We start from the raw sequence: 20,372 nt of genomic DNA on the forward strand, positions 1-20,372 counted from the left end.
GATGATCTTGTTGCTGCCGTTCTTCCTTTTGATTTCGGCGGAAGCCGCCTTCGGCGATATCGGCGTCGTCGAATCGCATCTGACTCTCTACAGCGCGGCCAACGCCTATGCCATCGACGCCATCCCGCCGGATACGCTGGACGAATACCTCCAGCCCTTCGCGTTCAGCAGCGATCCCGAACCGGCGCGCTCCGGCTATCTCTCCGGCGGCGAGCCGCTTTATCCCGCGAATGGATATATCACCCTCTGCGCCGGTTGCACGCTGAAATTCGAACCGCTGGGCGGCTGGTTTCTCTCGCCCGGCGATCGTTATGTCGGTTTCGCCGCTCTCTATTACGATGACATCGACGATTTCGAACTGGAATACCCCCTGGTCTATCAGCGGTTCGTTATCACGTATGATGGCAATCCTCTCTATAGGAAAATTTTCATCAAGTTGAATTTCAAGGATTCGCTGTATGCGGCGGCCAAGCGGATTCGGCTGGCTTGGCGCGTCTCCGTGGGTTGGCCGGAGACGGTGACTTTCTTTTATCCCGGCATTCCTTCTTCCATTTCCTATACGCCTTATCTCAATTTCCAATTCGGGAATGCCCCTACGGCTACGCCGACGTTCTCGTTCTCGCCCACGCCGACGATTCCGCCGACGCCGATTCTGCCTTCGCCGACGAATACTTATACTCCCACGCCGAAAGCCTTTCCCACGCCCCGCAACCTGGCCTGGAAGGACTATCCCGGCGGCGCTTACCAAGTGAAACTGAAGCCGTTTCCCCCCTGGCCGGAAGCGATTTCCACGGATTATCAGGAGCAGTACTGGATCGAGGGCGGCTCCTATCCCCTGGATTATGGTTCCGAGGCCGTGCTGCGCTATCGGTGGCGATTCTACGCCGTCGATGGCGATGGAATCACGTTGGCGAGCAACACGCTCTATACGACCATTCCCGCGCTCAATCTGCCTTACAATTTCCCCGATCCCAACGACGTGGTCTGGCATTTATCCGAGTTGTTCAACGCCTGGCATCCCGAATGGCTCAACCGGAATTCGCGGCTGGAGGTCTATGTCGAGCCGAAGGCGGGATCGGGATACAAGGAGACGGGGCCGTTCATCTGGAGTATGACTTGGCCGACGTGGACGCCAACGCCTTCGGCCACGGCCACGCCCACCAGAACCTTCACGGCCACGCCGACGGCCACGCCCACGGCGACGAGCACTTTCACGCCGGTTCCCACGTCCGCGCCTAGTCCGACCCATACTTTCACGCCGACTTCGACGCCGACATTCACCGCCACGGCCACCTTTACGAACACCCCAACCTTCACGGCCACGCCGACGGCGACGAGCACCTTCACGCCGATCCCTACGAACACGCCGGTTCCGCCCTCGCCCACAGCGACGCCGCTTCCCCCCACGGCCACCCCGATTCCGAAATTGGATGCGCCGTTGGTTTATATTTCCGCCGCTCCCTTTTACCGCACGACGACGGAGAACCGTTTCCAATGGTACGCCGGCGCCAATCCTTCCGGCTGTTACCCCACGGTCAATTTCGACCGCCTGATCGTTTCCTACGCTCACTATCGCGGCGGGACCTGGTTGGAGACTTATGAAATTTCGCCCTATTTCACGGCGCCGCCCTGCACGAACGAAACGCATGAGTTGACGATCGTCAAGGGCGCGTTTCAGAACGGCGATCAAATCCGGCTCTATGGACGGGTATTTCCAAGTAATTACTCGCTCAATCAGGCCAGCGATTACGGGGACAGCGTTTACTACGGCATCGTCAACTTCCTGGAAGAGAACACGCCGACGCCGATTCCGCCCACGGCGACGCCGCTTCCGACAGCCACAAATACGCCGCTTCTCCCTTCGCCCACCAATACTCCCAAGCCGGGGAATCCGGAAGCAACCAACACCCCCACGGCCACCTTTATGGCGACGCCTACGGCCACCTTCACTCCGCTTCTTCCTACGGCCACAAACACAATTCCGCCATCGCCTACGCCGCCGCCGACGGACACGCCGATTCCCACGGCCACGTTCACCGCGACTCCCAAGCCCGGCGGTCCGGAGCCGACAGATTCGCCCACTCCCAGTTTCACCGTAACGCCCACGGCCACCTACACGACGGTTCCGCCGACGGCGACGCCCACGGCGGTGGCTACGCCCACCTGGACGCCGAGTTTCACCTTTACCCCTACGCGGACGTTCACGCCGACTCCCAAGCCGGGAGAGCCGCCGGCCACTCCCACGCCTACGGTCTTGACGCCCACGCCCACCGTGGTTCCGCCGTTGCAGATCGTTTGTTACGACATCTACGAGGCGACGCATACCTTCATCGCCGACCAGGTCATCGTCGCTTATCGCCCGGAAGACAACGGCGTCGCGGCGCAGTGCCGCATCTACTTGGGAACCGGCGCCGTCATCGCCGATGCTTCCCAGGAGATCGTCGTTCTAATGGTTCCGGAGAGCGAGAAGAGCTTTGTCGTTCCAGACCATTTTTCGCAAGCGGGGATTCTGTACACGTTGGCGGCAAGGATCGTCAACGTCTTCGGGGAGAGCCAGCCCGTCTCCTGCCAGTACGTCCGGCGCACTCCAACGCCTACGCACACGCTGACGCCAACGCCGGTTCCCACCTCGGAGCCGAGTCCCACGCCGCTTCCCCAGACACCGACGCCGCAGCCGTCGCCGACTCTGAAGCAGACGACCAACTTTCGGTTCATCGTTCAAGGACGAGTCTGGAGTATGAAAATTCATTGAAAGGAAAAGAACATGACGGAAAAGAAACGCATCTCCGACGGCAATGGCGGAGAGATGTATGTCTCCCCTGAAATTGCCGTACTGGCCGTCCGGTTGGACGGCGTAATTACGATCGCGCAAGAGACGCGAAAACAAGTAACCGATCTAATGGAAAAGATCGATAGCCACATCACCCATGATGAAGAAAAGCGCAGCAAGATTCACGAGCGCATCAACCGGCTGGAAGTGGATTTCGCCCGCTCGGATACGAAAACCCAGATCAATTCGCGGTTTTGGGAGCGAGTTATCTGGATCGGCCTCATGGCCGCTTCGGGGTTATTTGTCTGGGTGCTCCAGAATCATGCGAAAGGATGAGAGAGATGAACGCGCAACTTTATCGGCCATTGATCGAACGAATATGCGCCGAAATCGGCGGAATCGATCCGCTGCTTGTAGAAGCGCTGATCGATCATGAGACGCGCGGACGCTGGGATCCGGCGGCGATTCGCTACGAACAGAAGTTCTTCGACGATTACTGCGACTGCGCCAGACTCGGCGCCCAACGCTTAAAAAAACTCAATCCCCTGGCCGGTTCGGCCTGCTCCTACGATACGGAACGCCGCTCCTGCGCCTTCTCTTTCGGACTCATGCAATCGATGGGATTGACAGTTCGCGAGCATGGATTCCGGGAGCCGTACCTGGCAGCTCTTTGCCAGCCCGAAATCGGCATTCATTGGGGCTGCGTCATCTTGAAAAAACTCTTGGATAAATATCAATCGATCGAGAAAGCTTTGAGCGCCTACAACGCAGGCCACGCTGTCGATTGGAATCATACATCTTACGTGCTGCCCATCATGCGGCGGTACGATGGATTGAAAGGAGAACAAACAGCATGAGAAAAGCCAGATACATCATTCTTGCAATCATGGCAATGGGTTTAATGAGCTGCGCTTCCTCGATGAAAGAAAAGGGATTTATCGTGGATGGCGTTGGCGGGGATTTGCTGATTCGGGACATCGCATCCGATGCGCAAATGCCTAGCGAAATCGATGTCAGTGCAAGCGCCAATATCCCAATCGACGGGACGCAGTCGCCGCTGGATTTGGCAATTGCAAATCGCGGACTGTTCTCGGTGGATACGGTGACGATCCGGAACGTGACCGGCAACGTGGTAATCGAGCGGGCGCTGACAGGGACGCAGAATGTGTCGATCCCAGAGTCGCTAGAGAAATTGTTTACTCCAGGCGATCCGTTTGGAGATTGGGAATTGAGTACAGAGATGACTACGGAAGAGACGGCGGAGACGCCAGAATAGGAGTTAATTCGATGAAAAAATGGTATTACAGCAAAACCATCTGGGGGGCGATCTTCGTCCTGATCGGCGTTACGGCGCAAGCGACTGGCCATCAATTCGCCCTGGAAGACCAGCAGACGGCCGTCAACCTGGTGACGGGGATCATTGAGGCTATCGGCGGCTTGATGGCGATCTATGGCCGCGTGAAAGCAGAAGGAGTCATTAAGTAACCAATTCGAAACCGTGCGCTAGACGCGCGGCTTCTTCTCCCCAACGCCCTGCGTTAGCCCAATGGCGCGGGGCGTTTTTTTTGTTTATTGTTACCGTGGGGTTACCGTTATATTTCTCAGGAATGTTGTAAGTCTAGGAAAATCAATCAGGCGTGGAGGGACTCGAACCCCCAGCCTGCTGATTTGGAGTCAGCTGCTCTGCCAAATTGAGCTACACGCCTTCATCTCTGATAGTAATATAAATCCAACCATTACTTAGTCAATACCTCTTGAAGAATAAAGCCGGAAACCGATCGAAAATGGTTCTTACGGCAAACTCCAAACAATATCTCCTTGATTGTTTTCGTCTTCTCCAGGCTGAGTGGGAATGCCGCCGTCGTCTTTCAGGTTCCATCCTAAACTATAGAGGGTGTATCCGTCGTCTTTCGATCGATATCGATACGTCTGTCCGCTGAAGGGATCGGCGGGGATATCGCCCAGGATTTCTTTCAGGCTGGCTAGATCGGCGGGATAGGCGTTATTCTTTTCCTTCCATTCTTGCAGCGCGAAGGATATTTTGGCGAAATCCAGATTTACTAACTGTTTATCCCTTCTCTTAATGGTATTGATTAAGTTGGGCGGATTGGCATCCATAAAAGACATAGATTGAGATGGGTATTCTTGCGCGTTTTTCGTTTTCACTTCATAATAGGTAAACGGCAGCAAGTCGAAATAATACGTCATGGCTCTTATATTCGAGGCTTGATTGATTCGCACCATGAATCGGCCGGGATAACGAAGAAAGAACAAAAACAATTCCTCATGGTTGGAGCCGCTGGTTATACTTTGAGCGCCATTTAGAAAAGCATCGATCGATAGTTTGTAAGAGGCGCATTCCATAAAAATAGATTTTTTGAGCCAAGTGTTCATAGAAATAGCGTCTATCTCTTTCGCAATCGCCGCGCGTTCTTCAGCGTTTGGCGGAGAAAAGCGTTCAAGGCCTTCCAGTGCTTGGCAGGAGTATTCGACGAGATTAAAGCCGATTAACGTTCCGATCAAATAGGGAGATTCCTCGCTGCCTAACCGGCTTAAACGAAACATTGCTTGAATGCAGCGATAAGCGTCCTCGCGCCGATCTTCCAAAATTAAGAGGAAACTCTTCGCCTGCAACAACCGAACCAAATGCCGGCGGGGCATGAAATTGGGAACCTGAATCGTAAATGGAACCGGCGAATCGTAATCGGCGTTATAACGCGCATGATCCAATTGCGCCGCTCGTTCGGCGAGTAAAACCATATCGTTATATAACTGAAGATCCTCTTTTAATCCTTCCAATTCTTCTTGAGTCAACCGGCGGGAATAGCCTTCATTAACCAAATCCGACATGCGATCTATCGTCAGATTATGAATATTGGAATTATTTTCGAGATACTTTGCGGCCTGCTCCATTATTACCGAGGCGTTTTGGGAATCGGGAATTTCGGGAGACGCCAATTGTGGGATATCGAATATAAATCCTTTCGCTTCGGCTTCCTTGACGGCGTTGTTGTACGAATAGTTCGCGCAGAGATAGGGCAAAGAAAGAATGACGGAAAGGGAAAGGATGAGAATCAGTAAAATACGATTTTTGGTTAATTTTGGAAAAAACATGCCGTTCTCTCCATCATGAATTCATGCTATGAGATCGATTTATTGCTAAGCGTACGGCGAATAAGGAGTTATACTCCCTCTTGAGGGTAACATAAAAATAAGCGAATGAAAATCAAAGGAAATAGAGTTTGTTTCTTATTGTACTCCAAAAAAGCGTCGCCATTTCAACACCAGGGGGAAATAGGGGGGAGGCAGTTCAGGATAGGAAGCGTAAGAGCGCTCGTTATACATCTTTTTTGCGCCGAAAACGAATTCGTTTTTCATCGATAATCGCCAAACTGCCAGGAAGACTTTCCAACGCGCCGGAACGCAATAAACGTTCAACAGGTTCTTTCAGCGCGGTCCATTGTTGGTCGTTAAAACGAAATACAATCACGCCGGCGTGAGATCCAACAGGATAGGAGCGTATGTCTCCAAAATCCACGTCGAAAGTCATCAGTAGACGGCTTTCTTCTGTAGCATGTTTCAATACGGAATCATCGCTTGCGCCGGATAAATTCTCCTCGCTAACAGTTGATGCATTATGCCCTTCCGCGCAAAGGCGTTCGGCGAGAGCTTGAGGCATATTTTCATCCAGTTTAATTTCCATTAACCTATCTCTGTGTGAAGAGGTTGAAATTCTTCTTCATGAACCAACCAAGCGGCGTAGGACATGGCGGCTCGAATATCCTCTTCTTGGAGTGCGGGATATTCTTTCAAAATAGCATTGATCGGCTCGCCCGCCGTCAGATAATCGAGAATGATGGAAACCATGATCCTCATGCCCTTAATACATGGTTTGCCATGACAGATATTAGGATCGATCGTGATTCGTTTTTGCCAGTCGATTTTCATGAACGTATGCTCCTTGTGTTTCTTGATTATGATTTATTTGTATTTTTCTTTATGGATTTCATATTTGGTAAGCAGTTTATGCAGTTGGCGTACAGATATCCCCGCCGCGTCGGCGGTGCGATCGATGCGGCCCCGATGCAGTGCGAGCATCTCCTTCAAATAATCCTTTTCGAAATCCTCGACGATGCGATGGCGCGCTTCGGCGAGTGGAAGAGAGGGATTGACCTTCAAGCGATGAGGAATGAAATTTTGTTTGAAAATCTCTTGGGGGAACCGTTCCGGCATCAACATGGGGGATGATTCCAGGATATAAGCCCGTTCCATGATATTTTCCATTTCGCGGATGTTTCCCGGCCATGAGTAATTTTGAAAAGCTTCCATGACCAGAGGATGGACGGAATGGATGTCTTTGACGTGGAATTTGTTCAACTTTTTTAAGAACGTATCGACCAGAAGCGGAATGTCTTCAATCCTTTCCCGCAACGGCGGTATCTCGATAGGGAAAATATTCAAACGGTAAAAAAGATCGGTGCGGAAATCGCCCTTGTCGCTCAGTTCCTTAAGATCGATGTTCGTGGCGGCGATGATGCGAACGTCAGCTTCCAACATCTCCTCGCCCCCTACGCGTTGATAAGTATGATCCTGCAAAATCTGCAATAACTTAATTTGCGCCGAGGGAGTAATCGTCCCAATTTCGTCCAGAAAAATCGATCCTTTATTGGCGATTTCGAATTTTCCCAATTTTCGCCGTATCGCTCCGGTAAACGAACCCTTTTCATGGCCGAACAATTCGCTTTCGAGCAGATTGTCCGGGATGGCGCCGCAATGAACGGCGATGAACTGCTTATCGTTGCGCTGGCTATGGCTATGAATAAGGCGGGATATGACTCCTTTGCCGGTTCCCGTTTCTCCCGTCAATAGCACCGTGGTCTTGGTCGGCGCCACCGCCTTCATTTTCTCAAACACCTCTTTCATCACGGGGCTGTTGGTTTGAACCAAGTCGATGGAATCCGTCTGCCAGAACCTGTCCCGGAGATAGTCCAGTTCGTATTGCATTTTAATGGAATCGTATAGGCTTTCCGTGACGTATTTTAATTCGTCCTGGTTGATGGGATATGTGATGTAATTGCCGCTTCCCGCCTTCACGGCTTTGACGGCTTCCCGGATCGTTTCCTGGGGTGATAGAACGATAATCTCCGCCGTGGGGAAAAATTGCCAGAATGGTTGCAAATCCTGTTTGAAATCGGAAGAAACGTTATTATGGTTGGAGTTGCGTAGGAGATGCAGATCGATGAAGATCAACTCATAGCGGTTTTTGCGGTATTTTTGAAAACAGTCGTCCCTATCGTTGGCGAAGTCGATTTTAAAGCCGGAACGATAGAATTGGCGCAAAACCTCGCGTGCAACGGCATCGTGAGTAACGACCAGCACTTTTTTCAATGAATTTACTCCATACAGTCCATTGAATGAATGGCCGGTTCAAAAACCGGGACAAAAGCAACGCAATTTTTTGTAAATTATACGAGGGAATTTTCGACCGTAAATGTTATTTGTAAACTAAAGAGCCTCTTGCAAAACTATATTATTCCTCCCCCAAGCTTGGGGGAGGTTAGGAGGGGGTTGAGATAAGTCTAACAAAATCAACCCCCCTCTAACTCCCCCCAAGCTTGGGGGGAGAATTGAAAAGAAAATTATACCATTTTTGCAAGAACCTCTAAAGATAGGGATTTGTCTCTTTTTTTGCCTAAGTACGATTAAAGAGACCGTTTTTTTCTAGATCGCAGGAGTCAAATATGGATATTGTTACATGGATCGACAAAGATTGGCTGCCGTGGGTGTTGCCTCCGCTTATTTTTTGCGCGCGCATCTGCGACGTAACCGTCGGAACGCTTCGAATCGTATCTATCACGCGGGGAATGCGGTTCATGGCGATGATTTTGGGATTTTTCGAAGTATTCATCTGGCTGGTCATCGTCAGCCAGGTGCTGCGGAATGTGAACAATATTGCGAATTTCTTCGCCTACGCAGGCGGGTATGCGACGGGCAACTATATCGGAATGTATATCGAAAACAAATTGGCTTTCGGTTCTTCGATCGTCCGCATCATCACCAGTAAAGACGCTTCGGAGCTGCTCGACTATTTCAATGCCAACAATTTCGGCTTTACCAATGTTCCCGCTTACGGCAACGACGGCAAGGTGAATGTCATATTTACGGTTATTAAGAGGAAGAATCTGCCTCAGATCGTCGAAACCGTGAAAAAATTCAATCCTCGCGCCTTCTTCTCCGTCGAAGACGTCCGCTCCGTCAACGAAGGCATTTTCCCGGCGGATGAATTGCAATTGAGCTATCTGAGGTATTTTCGTCCGTTACGAATGGGGAAATGAAACACTAGAGACGAATAGCCAAATATCCCTGCTAATTCCAACCTGATTCCCAGGAGTCCTAAATCTTGACTTGGAATAGACTCTATGCGACAAATTCATTTACCGCGAGCAGGAAACGCTTTCCCTAAAATGAAAAACCAGGAAAAGAACGATAGCGAAAATAGCGTCAAGCGCGATTAGGAGAAATCAATGAAAAAAGTCTGTATCGCTTCAATGTTATTGGCCTTCATTATTCATTCGGCATCGTCTTCCGAGGAGGAAAAAGTTATAGGCCTCATGAAGGAAACGCCGGAACGGTTCGATTCCTTGAAGGAATATCCCTATAAAATCGCATATGAAACTTATGTTGGCGACAATTGGGAAATCTTCGTGATGAATGGGGACGGATCCAACAAAGTCAACTTAACCCATACGCCAATAGTTCATGAAATGTATCCTCATGTCTCTCCCGACGGAACTAAAATATGCTTCGTTTCGGACGAAATGCAAGGCGATTCGAAAGTTCGCTGCGTTTATTACATGAATATGGACGGAACGGGACGGACGAAAGTTTCCGATCACGCCCGCCAGCCTTGTTGGAGTCCCGACGGAGAGACTATCGCTTTTCTACCGGGAAAGTATAAGAAATTTCAAGTTTTGGATTTCGCAACCAAGGGCATTTCTTTTTACAATTTGAAAACTAAGAAGATTGCAGAACATCCCAACAAGAACATCGAACATCTTTATAACATTTGTTATTCTAAAAATGGAAAATGGCTTGTCGCCACGGTGCACGGCGGGATGGGATACGACCATACCAACCTTGCCATCGAAGTAAACGGCGACGGCGTTTACGATCTGGGAATCGGCGGCTGCCGTCCTGACATCAGCCCTGACGGCAAGCATGTCGCCTGGGGAAAAACGGATAATATCATTTCCATCGCCGACGTTGATTTCGATGCCGCCGTCCCCAAGGCGGCCAATATGCGCGACGTTATTGTTGACGAGATGCACGTCTATCACGTCGATTGGTCGCCGGATGGCAAATATCTCTGCTATAGCCGCGGCGTTGGCGGCGAATTCCAGGAAAACGGTCCCGGAACCAATCGCGGCATCGCCGAACTCGTCGGCGTCCGGGGAATCTGGACCCTTTGCGTCACGTCCTCCAGCGGCGAATTCCAGTTCTGCAAAATGACGGCGGATGGCGAAACCAGCAAAGAATCGGAATGGTTTACTCCCGTCAAGTAAGGGAAAGGATGGATTCCATTGAAGATTACTATCCGGAAGCAACGAAAAATATATATATTCCTTCTCGCAACGGCTATCTCGCTGCAACAATGCGGCGGAAGCGGCGGCGTTTCCAAGACGAAGGAGATCAAAACTGCATCGGGAACGGCGATGATCCTGATTCCCGGCGGGGAATTTACTATGGGAAGCCACAGCGGCAATGCGGACGAAGCGCCAGCGCATAAAGTTTTTGTTTCCGGCTTCGCGATGGATAAATACGAAGTGCAACAAGAAAATTACGAAAATTTCATGTTGGCCGCTCCTTCCCATTTCAAAGGGCCAAACAATCCCGTCGAGCAAGTGCGTTGGTCCGATGCGGCAAAATACTGCAACGCCCGTTCCCGCGAGGAAAAGTTACAGCCGTGCTACGACGAAATCACCTACGAGTGCCGCTTCGAGGCCAACGGCTACCGTTTGCCCACGGAAGCGGAATGGGAATACGCCTGCCGCGCCGGGTCGAATGCGGATTACGATTTCGGCGGCGATCCCCAAAAATTATCGAAATACGGCTGGTTCGAAGAAAATTCCAATAAGAAAACTGGCCGCTCCGGCATGAAAAAGCCCAATAACTGGGGATTGTGCGATATGTACGGCAACGTCATGGAATGGTGTCAAGACGTTTACGACGAGAATTATTATAAGAACAGTCCCGAACGAGATCCGCGCGGTCCCGCAGATGGCGATAAAAGAATTCTGCGGGGCGGGGCATGGAATTCGAGCGCGAACGCTTGCCGAGCGGCCAGCCGCATGGCGGACGCTCCCGGAATCGCCGACGCTTGCTTTGCGCGGGACGCTTACGGCTTCCGTTGCGTACGGCGGCTGACCGAGGAAGAACTCGCCGCCTTGAAATAAATGGATTCGTGAAGAAAATTATCGCCAATCTCATTACTCTCGAATCTTAAAACCGGGTGTTTATATTGAGGAGATAAAGTAATTCCATGTTATTCCATACTTGGCCGTTCTTCATCTTTTTCCTGATCGTCTATCCCATATTTCTTGCCTTAAAGAACACTCGTTTTTGTACGACGTGGCTGCTTATTTCATCCTATGTATTTTATGGATGGTGGAATCCTCTCTATTTGTTGTTGATCGTCTATTCGACGCTGCTGGATTACATCTGCGTCAATTGCATGGCGAAAAGCCCCAAAAAGTTTATGTGGCTGATGATTAGCATCGTGAATAATTTGGGTCTCTTAGGATTTTACAAATACAGCGGTTTTTTTGTGGACAATATCAACGTAATTTTGGGATGGATTGGAACTTCGTATCAAATTCCCCCGCCCGATATATTGCTTCCAGTCGGCATCTCTTTCTACACCTTCCAATCGATGAGTTATACTATCGATTATTACCGGGGCGATATCGAAAGAGAGCCGAGTTTCATACGCTTTGCCGCTTTCGTTTCTCTCTTTCCTCAACTGGTCGCCGGCCCTATCGAGAGAGCGAGAAACCTGCTGCCGCAGTTGCAAAAACCTCCCCGTATTACGTTGGAGGATATCACCGACGGACTCTCCTTGTTCGTACTGGGTCTCTTTAAAAAAGTCGCTTTGGCGAATTATCTCGCCAAGTTCGCCGATCTGGTTTACGATGCGCCCGATCAATACCAATCGCCCGCGCTGATTTTGGCGACCCTGGCTTTCGGCTGGCAGATTTATTTTGACTTCAGCGGCTATACGGATATGGCGCGCGGCATCGCCCGACTTATGGGCTACCGCCTGATGCTCAATTTCAACAATCCTTATCTTGCCACCGGTTTGGGAGATTTCTGGGCGCGCTGGCATATCAGTCTTTCCACCTGGTTCAAGGATTACGTCTACATCCCCTTGGGCGGAAACCGGGGCGGGAAATATAGAACCTATTTCAATGTCTTCATCACGATGGTTGTTTCCGGCTTCTGGCACGGCGCCGCCTGGACGTTCGTAATATGGGGCGCGCTGCACGCCATTGGCACGGTGTTGACGCGGGAACTGGAGAGAAACGCCTGGTACAAGGAGAGCGTTCCGCGCTGGTGCAAGCAACTTTGGGTTTATATTTTCGTAAATTTTACCTGGATTTTTTTCCGGGCGGAGAATTTACATGAGGCGGGAACGATTATCGGCAGGATATTCAATTCGGGATTCGCCGATCCCCGCTTCCCGTTATTGGCGCTGGCGCTGGCGCTGGGCGTCGCCATCTACCAACAACTTTACGAATCGAATTGGAAAAAGATTATCGAACTATCTTACGTCCGAATCGCCCTCGTTGTGTTTATGATTATCTATTTGTCCATCTTCGCCGGTTCGGCCGATCAGCCATTCATCTATTTCCAATTTTAAGGAAACGGCTATATAGAATGGAATATTCATTATGAACGATAAAAATAGTTCCGCTCCATCCCCAACGCATGTTCCACCCTACGGTTCGCATTTGATCCGGCTGTCGCTTAAGGAATGGATCGTTGCCGCCGCAATTTTGAGCGTATTTTATTTTCTGTTGCCGCCATTTTGGAACCGGCTGGAGCCTCTCAATATCGGGACGGATTACCGCATCCCCTATAAACTGAGCGAAGATTACTGGATTTTCGACCGATACGCCCAACAATCCGCCGCGCAAGGACGGACGCTTATCGTTGGCGATTCCGTGATCTGGGGCGAATATGTAACGCCGGAACAGACGCTGGCGCATTGCCTCAATCAAATCAACGGCGCGGAATTTTGCGCCAATCTGGGGGTGAACGGCATTCATCCTATCGCCTTGGCGGGACTTCTTGAGTATTTTGGAAACGCCCTCGCGAATCAACAGGTAATTCTGCATTTCAATCCCCTTTGGATGAGTTCGCCGGAGAGAGATTTGCAGATCGAAAAGGAATTCCGCTTCAACCATCCCAAACTCGTTCCTCAGTTTTATCCCGCTATTCCTTGCTATCGCGCCACTTTTTCCGAACGCGCCAGCGCCGTCATGGAGCGGGACGTTACCTTCTTCGGTTGGGCGAATCATTTGCGCGTCGCCTATTTCGACAATCTTGATATTCCGTCCTGGACGCTGGAGCATCCATACGCCGATCCGTTGACGACATTGACTCAACCCCATTTCGAACCCAGCCGCGACCTGCGCCACGAACAACAATCCTGGCAAGTCAGCGGCATCCCGCAGCAGGATTTCGACTGGGTCGATCTTTCATCTTCCATGCAGTGGCGTTTTTTTCAAAAGGCCTTGGATACGCTTCAACAAAGGGGTAATAAAGTTCTCGTTCTCGTCGGTCCCTTCAACGAGCACATGTTGAAGGAAAGAAGTTTGTTGGCTTATCGGAACATCAAGAACGGCGTCAGCGAATGGCTTCAGAAGAATAAAGTCGACGCGCTGATCCCCGAACCGCTGCCCAGCGAACTATACGGCGACGCCAGCCATCCGCTCAAGGAAGGCTACGAAAGACTAGCTCAAACGATCTCTCAACGTTTTCCCAATAAAATCACCCTCTCCCATTGAAAGGAGTCTCGCCATGCGCCCAGTTTTCTGTTCCTTTGCCATTCTATTCGCCGCCGTATTGTCCGCCGATAGTTCCACGAAAGCCTTGCCTATTTTTCAGGTTCCCGATTGCCTGGGCGTCAATATCCATTTCGTGGAACCGAAGGACGAAGAGGTGGATATGATTAAGCAGGCGGGATTCGGCATGATCCGCATGGATATGGTTTGGGAAGCCGTGGAGAAAAAGCAGAGCGAGTACGATTTCAGCGGCTATCGCCGTCTGACGGACGCCTTGGCGCAAAGGGAAATCGTTCCGATCTACATCCTCGATTACAGTCACAAACTTTATGAAAAAAGCCAGTCGGTACGAACGCCGGAAGGCCGCCAGGCTTTCGCTCGCTTCGCCGCGGAAGCCGTAAAAACTTTCAGCGGCGCAAAGATCGTCTGGGAAATATGGAACGAACCCAATATCAAGCAATTTTGGGAAGAACAGCCCAGCTTTGGCGATTATGTCCTCCTTGCCGAAGAAGCGGCGAAGGCCATGCGCGCCGCCGATCCCGAATGTACGATCATTGCTCCCGCCACGTCGAGAATCCCGCTCGATTTTCTGGAAGCCTGCTTCGAACGCGGATTATTGAAATGGATCGACGCCGTATCTGTCCATCCTTACCGCGAGAAAAATCCAGAGTCGGCTTTGGACGAATACGCCGCCCTGCGCAGAATGATGGAGCGTTATCCCGAAGGTAAAACTATGCCGATACTTTCCGGCGAATGGGGATATTCCCTCTATCCTTATAAAAACAACAACATTGACGAACGCCGCCAGGCTCAGTATTTAGTGCGGCAGTTCTTGACGAATTTTTTGGCGGACGTCCGGCTCAGCATTTGGTACGATTGGCATGACGATGGAACGGATCCCAAGGAAAAAGAGCATAACTTTGGCGCGGTAAGAAACGATTACCAACCCAAAGAAGCCTATCGCGCCGCAAAGACGTTCCTCCAGCAATTTCATGGCATGAAATTTATTGAACGAATGGCGTCGGAGAGTGCGGAAGATTTCCTGCTTATATTCGGCAACGATAATAACCGCATGATGGCGGCTTGGACGATGGGCGCCTCCCATACGATCCCTTTGAAATCCCCCAAAACTGGAATGGAATCTGTTTCCATGCTGGGAGAGAAAATCCAACTTTTGCAGGAGGGCGAAGGCGTCGTCATCCCGCTTTCGGAGAGTCCGGTTTATATCCCGTTGCAGTAAAAGAAAAGGGGAGGGAATGAGGGATATCCCCTCTATAATAAATCCTCTTTTGGTATGATTGATTCGGTAAGAATTTTTTCGATGGATGTTCGATCTCGCCTTAAGGATTTAGAAAATGCCGAATCCCAGGCCAACCAAGCGCTATTGGATCGGGCTGCTTTGGCAATCTATTCTCTTATGCGTTCTTCTAGGAGAAATCCAGGCAAGCCCATCGTATGCTTCCTTCTCTCCATTAAACGCCTTCATCGAAACAATCGCTGATGGAGAGAGACAGGATATTTCCACATCGGCGAACAACGTTGTAGAGAACAATGGGATCGATTCATTTGCTCGCCGGGTTTGGAACGGGAATTATAGTTTCCTCGTTTTTGTCGCGATATGGGGATTTCTAACAGCGGCCTTAGTGATTATTGCCATAGATCGGCATCTTAAATGGCGTTCGCAACGCCAGACATTGCGTCAACTTCACAATCGATTGGTTCGATCGGAAAAATTGGCCTCTCTCGGTCAGCTAACGGCGGGCATCGCCCACGAGATCAACAATCCCGCGAATTATATTCACAGCAATATTTATCCTCTCAAGGAATATGTTTCCGCATTTAAGAAAACCGTTGAAGCCATAAAAGCCTGGAAAGAGAACATGCCGCCGGAAATGCGCCAAGAATATGACGCCGTCTATAGAGAAACCGATATGGATTATGTTTTGCAGGATTGCGATAAGCTCGTCAAATCCTTCGAAGACGGTTCCAACCGCATCGCTCAGATCGTAACCGACCTTCGTCAATATTCGCGGGGAGACCAAGGCGTTTTTATTGAATTCAATCTCCACGACGCTCTTGATTCGACGCTGAATCTATTGCAACACCGCTTCAAGTCGCATATTACGGTTCATAAAAATTATGGAGAGATGCCGCCTGTAGTATGCTCTCCCGGTCAAATCAACCAAGTGTTCATGAATTTGTTGAGCAATGCGGAACAAGCGATCGAAGGTAAAGGGAATATCTGGATCGAAACCCGCCGCGCCGGCGGCGACGTCGTCATAACGATCCGCGACGACGGCGTTGGAATCCCCCCGGAAAATTTGCCTAAATTATTCGATCCCTTTTTTACGACGAAGCCGATCGGCGTGGGTACCGGTTTAGGACTCTCCATCTCCCGCGATATCATCGAACAACACGGGGGAAATCTGTCGGCGGCCAGCGAACCTGGCGCTGGAACCTCTTTTGTTGTATCGATTCCAATTCAAAAAAAAGATCGTTTTTCTAAAAAAAATTAAGTAAAATGGAATAAAATGCTTATATCGCTGGAACGATGATGAGCCAATCGGGGAAAACGGCGATGAACGACGATAAGGACAATACGCTTTCCATGGAAGCGCGCATTTTTCAGTACGCTTTGGCGGAAGCGTTAATTAGTTCGGGCGTCATCGATGCGGAAGAATTGAAACACTCTATTATCAAATGGCGAAAATTATTGAACGTCGATAGCAAAGAAGATCCTTTGGCGTTTCTAGCGATCAAAGCGCCTTCCGAGGGAGAAATAGATTCCCCAAAATCCAAAATATCCGCCAAATCCACTGCATCCGCTCCATCCGCCTCTCATCCTCCTCTCCCCAAACGAAGGCGCATCATGATCGTCGATGACGTGCTTTACATTCGGGAAATGGTTAAAACCACTCTCGTTATGCACGGTTATGTCGTTGCGGCGGAAGCGGATAACGGCCGGGAAGCGATTCAAATATTCCAGGAATTGCGTCCCGACATCGTACTTACGGATATCGAAATGAAAGGGATGAACGGGCTGGAATTACTGCGCGAAATTCGGAAAATCGATCAAACGGCGCCCGTCATCATCATGACGGGAAATCCCAATAAAGATTACGTCAAAGAAGCGTTTGGCGCTGGTATGACGGATTTCATCGTCAAGCCGATCGATATGATGCGCTTGTTGTCTGTATTGCGGAAAGTGGATGATTTATAAAGTTTTATCTTTTCATTCTATTTTCACCAGGAGCATTTCGCATGGCTTTCAAATATACCATTCTCTGCGTAGACGATGAACAGCATAATTTAGACGCTCTTCATCGAACGTTGCGGAAGGAATACGAAATCCTCACTGCTTTAAGCGGGGAAGAGGGACTGAGGATATTGGAAACCCAACCCATATCGTTGATTATTTCCGATCAACGAATGCCCGCCATGACGGGAGTGGAATTTTTGGAAAAAAGCATCGAACTGCGTCCCGAAATCATACGCATTATCCTGACGGGTTTTACGGACGTGGAAGACCTCATCGGCGCTATCAATACGGGCCGGGTTTATCGTTATATCACTAAGCCCTGGGACCCCAATGATCTCAAAATCACCGTCAAAAGAGCGCTGGAGTCGTTTGAACTGACCCAGGAAAATCGCCGTTTGTTCGAAGACATCGTCCGTCTGGAAAAACTGGCCACCGTCGGCCAGGTCGCGGGCGGCATCGCCCACGAAGTGCGCAATCAACTAAGCGTCTTGATGGGCGTACAATTGATCCAGCAGCAATTTCCCGAAAACGTTCTCATCAATCAGGTGGCCGAACAGATGATGCTGGCGCGCAACCGCATCTTGAGCATCCTGGATGAAATCAAAGCGTTTGGGAAACAGAAAGACAGCAAGCTGCATAAAGAGCGCGTCGCCGTTTCACAACTTTTGGAACAAACCGAAGCGATCGTTTCCCTCGATCCCGACGTGAAAAAAATGGCGTTGGAGATCGAAGTCTACAACTCTCCCGCCGTCATGTGCGACCGCAACCGCATCCTTCAAGTGCTTATCAATCTTGTACGCAACGCCGCTCACGCCATGAATGGCGAGGGAACCATCTTCCTTTATGGAGATGCGCAGAACGGAGAAGTTCGCATTCGCATCAAGGACAACGGCTGCGGCATCGCGGCGGAAAATCTAGAAAAAATCTGGCAGCCTTTTTTCACGACCAAAGGAGAACGGGGAACCGGCTTGGGACTTCAAATCAGCCGCCGCATCGTGGAAGCGCATGGCGGCAAACTGATTTGCGAAAGCGAAGCGAAAAAAGGTTCGACATTCACCGTTATTCTCCCAGCGGCTTCATGAACGTTTATTCTTTTTCTAAAAAATGATTATGGATATGAATATGCTAAGCGCATTCATTCTTATTCCGTTTTTTTCTTGTTTATTGTTCATTCCCCCCGCCCATTGCGAGGAGAGCGGCGCTTCCTTTCAATGGACGAAAGCCGCGCCGGAAGATGTGGGTATGAAAGACGAAAAGATCGACGCCTTGCTGGAGACTTTGCAGGCGCATTCCACCGCCGCCATCTTAGTCGTCCGGCATGACCGCGTCGTTCTCGAATGGTATTCCGATAAAATGGCGCCGGATCGTCCCCATTACACGGCTTCATTGGCCAAGGCGCTCGTAGGCGGCATGTCCTTGCTTCTTGCCTTGCAGGATGGAAAATTGAATATCGACGATCCCGCCGATAAGTATATTTCCGATTGGAAAGACGATCCCACTCGCGCGGGGATCACAATCCGCCATCTCGCCACCCACTCCTCCGGCATCGAAGACGCGGGAGTCGCTGGGATGGGTCATCTGGAAGCGGGGGGTTGGAAAAGCCGCTTTTGGAAAAAAGACCCCGATCCCTTCACCATCGCCCGCGACTGGGCGCCGATGAAATTCAAACCGGGCGCTGGTTTTGAATACAGCAATCCCGGCATGGCAATGCTTTCTTACGCTGTAATTTCTGCTTATCGAGATTCGCCCTATCCCGATATCCGAGCTTTGTTGCGCGAGCGCGTAATGAATCCCATCGGCGTTCCCGAAAAGGAATGGTCTTTCGGCTATGGCGCGACCTATGACATCGGCGGTTTGCATCTCGTCGCCAATTGGGGCGGAGGCGCCTATACCGCCCGCGCCGTGGCGCAAGTTGGGCGGCTTATGCTGCGCCGAGGCGATTGGGAAGGGAAGCGGATTCTCGATGCGGATTGGATTTCGCGCGTAGTATCCGACGCGGGAACGCCAACGCCCTATCGCGGACCGGGAGAAGGGCCATGCCCCCGCTCCGGTTTGGCATGGTGGGTGAATTCCGACGGCGTTTTGTCCAAACTGCCCCGCGACGCCTTTATGGGCGCGGGTGCGGGCAACCAGGTATTATTGGTGATTCCCAGTCTCGACATGATCGCCGTCCGTTTCGGCGAGTTGATGCAGAAGGACAGTTTTTGGGGCGGTATCGAAGAATACTTAATCAATCCTCTGATGGAGGCCGTCAATCCGTGAAGCATCCGCTTATTTTGCTCTTGCTGGGATTCTGCGTTATACCAGGCGCAGGCGCCGAGCCTCCCTATCCTCCAAGTCCCATTATCAAGAGCGTTCGTTTCGCTCCAACCGCTTCCATTATCCGCAAGGCCGCAGACAGTGACAATTGGCCGATGACCTGGGCGGACGATGGCGATATCTATACCTCTTACGGCGACGGCTGGGGATTCGAACCCCGCATCCCTAAAAAAGTCAGCCAGGGATTCGCAAAAATCATCGGTTTGCCGGAACAATTTGTAGGCATTAATATTCGCACATCGTCCGGCGAACGTTTTGGCGATGGAGCGAAAGGCGCCAAGGCCAGCGGAATGCTGATGGTGGACGGTGTTCTTTATATTTGGATTCGCAATACGGGAAACGCAACGCTGGCTTGGTCCGGCGATCACGGCGCAACGTGGGAATGGGGATTTAAATTTACGGAAAGTTTCGGCAGTCCCGCTTTTCTCAACTTCGGTAAAAATTACGAAGGCGCCCGCGACGATTATGTATATACTTACTCGCAAGACGGCTCCAGCGCTTACGAATCGAATGATGGGCTGATCTTGGCAAGATGTCCCAAGAGCCGCATCAAGGACGCTTCTTCCTATCAATTCTTTGCGGGCTTGGATGCTTCCAACCAACCGCAGTGGGCGTCTGCGCTCGCGGAAAGAAAACCGGTTTTCGCATATCCCCATCATTGCCAGCGCGTGGACGCCGTTTATCATCCGGGGATCAAGCGCTATTTGCTGGCGTTGGGATTCAACCATGAAGGTGGCTGGGGCTTATTCGAAGCGCCGGAGCCGTGGGGGCCGTGGACGACGGCCTATTGTACGGAATCGTGGGATTTGCCAGGAACGCACGGCTACCGCATTCCCGCGAAGTGGATTGATCCGAACGATAATAGTTTTTATCTGGTTTTTTCGGGAGTTGGAATCAATGACGCCTTTTGCGTGCGGAAGGTTATGCTGAATTGAGAAATATGTCTTTCAAATCGAAGCAG

At 50.7% G+C, this 20,372-nt stretch carries 20 protein-coding genes and 1 tRNA gene; 16 read left to right on the forward strand and 5 right to left on the reverse strand.

Translation table 11 applies throughout. The features are described 5' to 3' along the window. Position 1: 1 nt before the first annotated feature. The 5 genes from AB1656_05175 to AB1656_05195 are packed head-to-tail and all read left to right on the forward strand — an operon-like array spanning position 2 to position 4,255. Positions 2-2,752, forward strand: a complete 2,751-nt coding sequence (locus AB1656_05175; GenBank protein MEW6234760.1) for a hypothetical protein — start codon at positions 2-4, stop codon at positions 2,750-2,752. 12 nt (positions 2,753-2,764) lie between these two features. Next, positions 2,765-3,106 carry a hypothetical protein gene (locus tag AB1656_05180; GenBank protein ID MEW6234761.1) on the forward strand — a complete coding sequence of 114 codons (342 nt, stop codon included), beginning with the start codon at positions 2,765-2,767 and terminating at the stop codon, positions 3,104-3,106. Between the two features lie 5 nt (positions 3,107-3,111). Beyond that, positions 3,112-3,627: a lytic transglycosylase domain-containing protein gene (locus AB1656_05185; protein ID MEW6234762.1), complete on the forward strand. Its 516-nt coding sequence runs from the start codon at positions 3,112-3,114 to the stop codon at positions 3,625-3,627. Continuing rightward, the gene (locus AB1656_05190; protein ID MEW6234763.1) at positions 3,624-4,046 is read left to right on the forward strand and encodes a hypothetical protein; all 423 of its coding nucleotides are present in this window, start codon (positions 3,624-3,626) and stop codon (positions 4,044-4,046) included. The genes AB1656_05185 and AB1656_05190 overlap by 4 nt, the downstream gene beginning before the upstream one ends. A gap of 11 nt (positions 4,047-4,057) precedes the next feature. After that, positions 4,058-4,255 carry a hypothetical protein gene (locus AB1656_05195; protein MEW6234764.1) on the forward strand — a complete coding sequence of 66 codons (198 nt, stop codon included), beginning with the start codon at positions 4,058-4,060 and terminating at the stop codon, positions 4,253-4,255. A 147-nt stretch (positions 4,256-4,402) separates the two neighbouring features. Here AB1656_05195 and AB1656_05200 read toward each other — a convergent pair. From AB1656_05200 to AB1656_05220, 5 genes are all read right to left on the reverse strand, one after another. Beyond that, a tRNA-Trp gene (locus AB1656_05200) sits at positions 4,403-4,476 on the reverse strand. An 85-nt stretch (positions 4,477-4,561) separates the two neighbouring features. After that, positions 4,562-5,884: a hypothetical protein gene (locus AB1656_05205; protein MEW6234765.1), complete on the reverse strand. Its 1,323-nt coding sequence runs from the start codon at positions 5,882-5,884 to the stop codon at positions 4,562-4,564. 223 nt (positions 5,885-6,107) lie between these two features. Further along, complete coding sequence (locus AB1656_05210; protein ID MEW6234766.1) at positions 6,108-6,473, reverse strand: DUF5615 family PIN-like protein; 366 nt, start codon at positions 6,471-6,473, stop codon at positions 6,108-6,110. Continuing rightward, a complete protein-coding gene (locus AB1656_05215) occupies positions 6,473-6,718 on the reverse strand; it encodes a DUF433 domain-containing protein (GenBank protein MEW6234767.1) in 246 nt (81 codons plus the stop codon). The genes AB1656_05210 and AB1656_05215 overlap by 1 nt, the downstream gene beginning before the upstream one ends. 33 nt (positions 6,719-6,751) lie before the next feature. Continuing rightward, positions 6,752-8,149, reverse strand: a complete 1,398-nt coding sequence (locus tag AB1656_05220; protein ID MEW6234768.1) for a sigma-54 dependent transcriptional regulator — start codon at positions 8,147-8,149, stop codon at positions 6,752-6,754. Between the two features lie 362 nt (positions 8,150-8,511). Here AB1656_05220 and AB1656_05225 point away from each other — a divergent pair, with 362 nt between their 5' ends. The 11 genes from AB1656_05225 (at position 8,512) to AB1656_05275 (ending at position 20,346) form a co-directional block, all read left to right on the forward strand. Further along, the gene (locus AB1656_05225) at positions 8,512-9,105 is read left to right on the forward strand and encodes a DUF2179 domain-containing protein (protein ID MEW6234769.1); all 594 of its coding nucleotides are present in this window, start codon (positions 8,512-8,514) and stop codon (positions 9,103-9,105) included. Positions 9,106-9,294: 189 nt separating this feature from the next. Further along, the gene (locus AB1656_05230) at positions 9,295-10,332 is read left to right on the forward strand and encodes a hypothetical protein (protein ID MEW6234770.1); all 1,038 of its coding nucleotides are present in this window, start codon (positions 9,295-9,297) and stop codon (positions 10,330-10,332) included. 18 nt (positions 10,333-10,350) lie between these two features. After that, on the forward strand, positions 10,351-11,223 hold the full coding sequence (locus AB1656_05235; protein MEW6234771.1) for a formylglycine-generating enzyme family protein: 873 nt from the start codon (positions 10,351-10,353) through the stop codon (positions 11,221-11,223). A gap of 86 nt (positions 11,224-11,309) precedes the next feature. After that, positions 11,310-12,686: an MBOAT family O-acyltransferase gene (locus tag AB1656_05240; GenBank protein ID MEW6234772.1), complete on the forward strand. Its 1,377-nt coding sequence runs from the start codon at positions 11,310-11,312 to the stop codon at positions 12,684-12,686. Positions 12,687-12,717: 31 nt separating this feature from the next. Further along, positions 12,718-13,836 (forward strand): hypothetical protein, encoded by a 1,119-nt coding sequence (locus AB1656_05245; GenBank protein MEW6234773.1) that lies wholly within the window; start codon positions 12,718-12,720, stop codon positions 13,834-13,836. 124 nt (positions 13,837-13,960) lie between these two features. Continuing rightward, positions 13,961-15,073, forward strand: a complete 1,113-nt coding sequence (locus AB1656_05250; protein ID MEW6234774.1) for a cellulase family glycosylhydrolase — start codon at positions 13,961-13,963, stop codon at positions 15,071-15,073. A gap of 115 nt (positions 15,074-15,188) precedes the next feature. Further along, on the forward strand, positions 15,189-16,349 hold the full coding sequence (locus tag AB1656_05255; protein ID MEW6234775.1) for an ATP-binding protein: 1,161 nt from the start codon (positions 15,189-15,191) through the stop codon (positions 16,347-16,349). Between the two features lie 62 nt (positions 16,350-16,411). Beyond that, positions 16,412-17,053, forward strand: coding sequence for a response regulator (locus AB1656_05260; protein MEW6234776.1), 642 nt, complete (start codon positions 16,412-16,414; stop codon positions 17,051-17,053). A 41-nt stretch (positions 17,054-17,094) separates the two neighbouring features. Beyond that, a complete protein-coding gene (locus tag AB1656_05265) occupies positions 17,095-18,174 on the forward strand; it encodes an ATP-binding protein (GenBank protein MEW6234777.1) in 1,080 nt (359 codons plus the stop codon). Between the two features lie 40 nt (positions 18,175-18,214). Next, entirely contained in the window at positions 18,215-19,354 is a 1,140-nt protein-coding gene (locus AB1656_05270; GenBank protein MEW6234778.1) for a serine hydrolase, read from the forward strand. Further along, positions 19,351-20,346, forward strand: a complete 996-nt coding sequence (locus AB1656_05275; GenBank protein MEW6234779.1) for a DUF4185 domain-containing protein — start codon at positions 19,351-19,353, stop codon at positions 20,344-20,346. Before AB1656_05270 ends, AB1656_05275 begins: the two co-directional genes overlap by 4 nt. The last annotated feature ends 26 nt before the right edge of the window (positions 20,347-20,372 follow it).

It is taken from the genome of Candidatus Omnitrophota bacterium (assembly GCA_040755155.1).
Lineage (GTDB): Bacteria > Hinthialibacterota > Hinthialibacteria > Hinthialibacterales > Hinthialibacteraceae > JBFMBP01.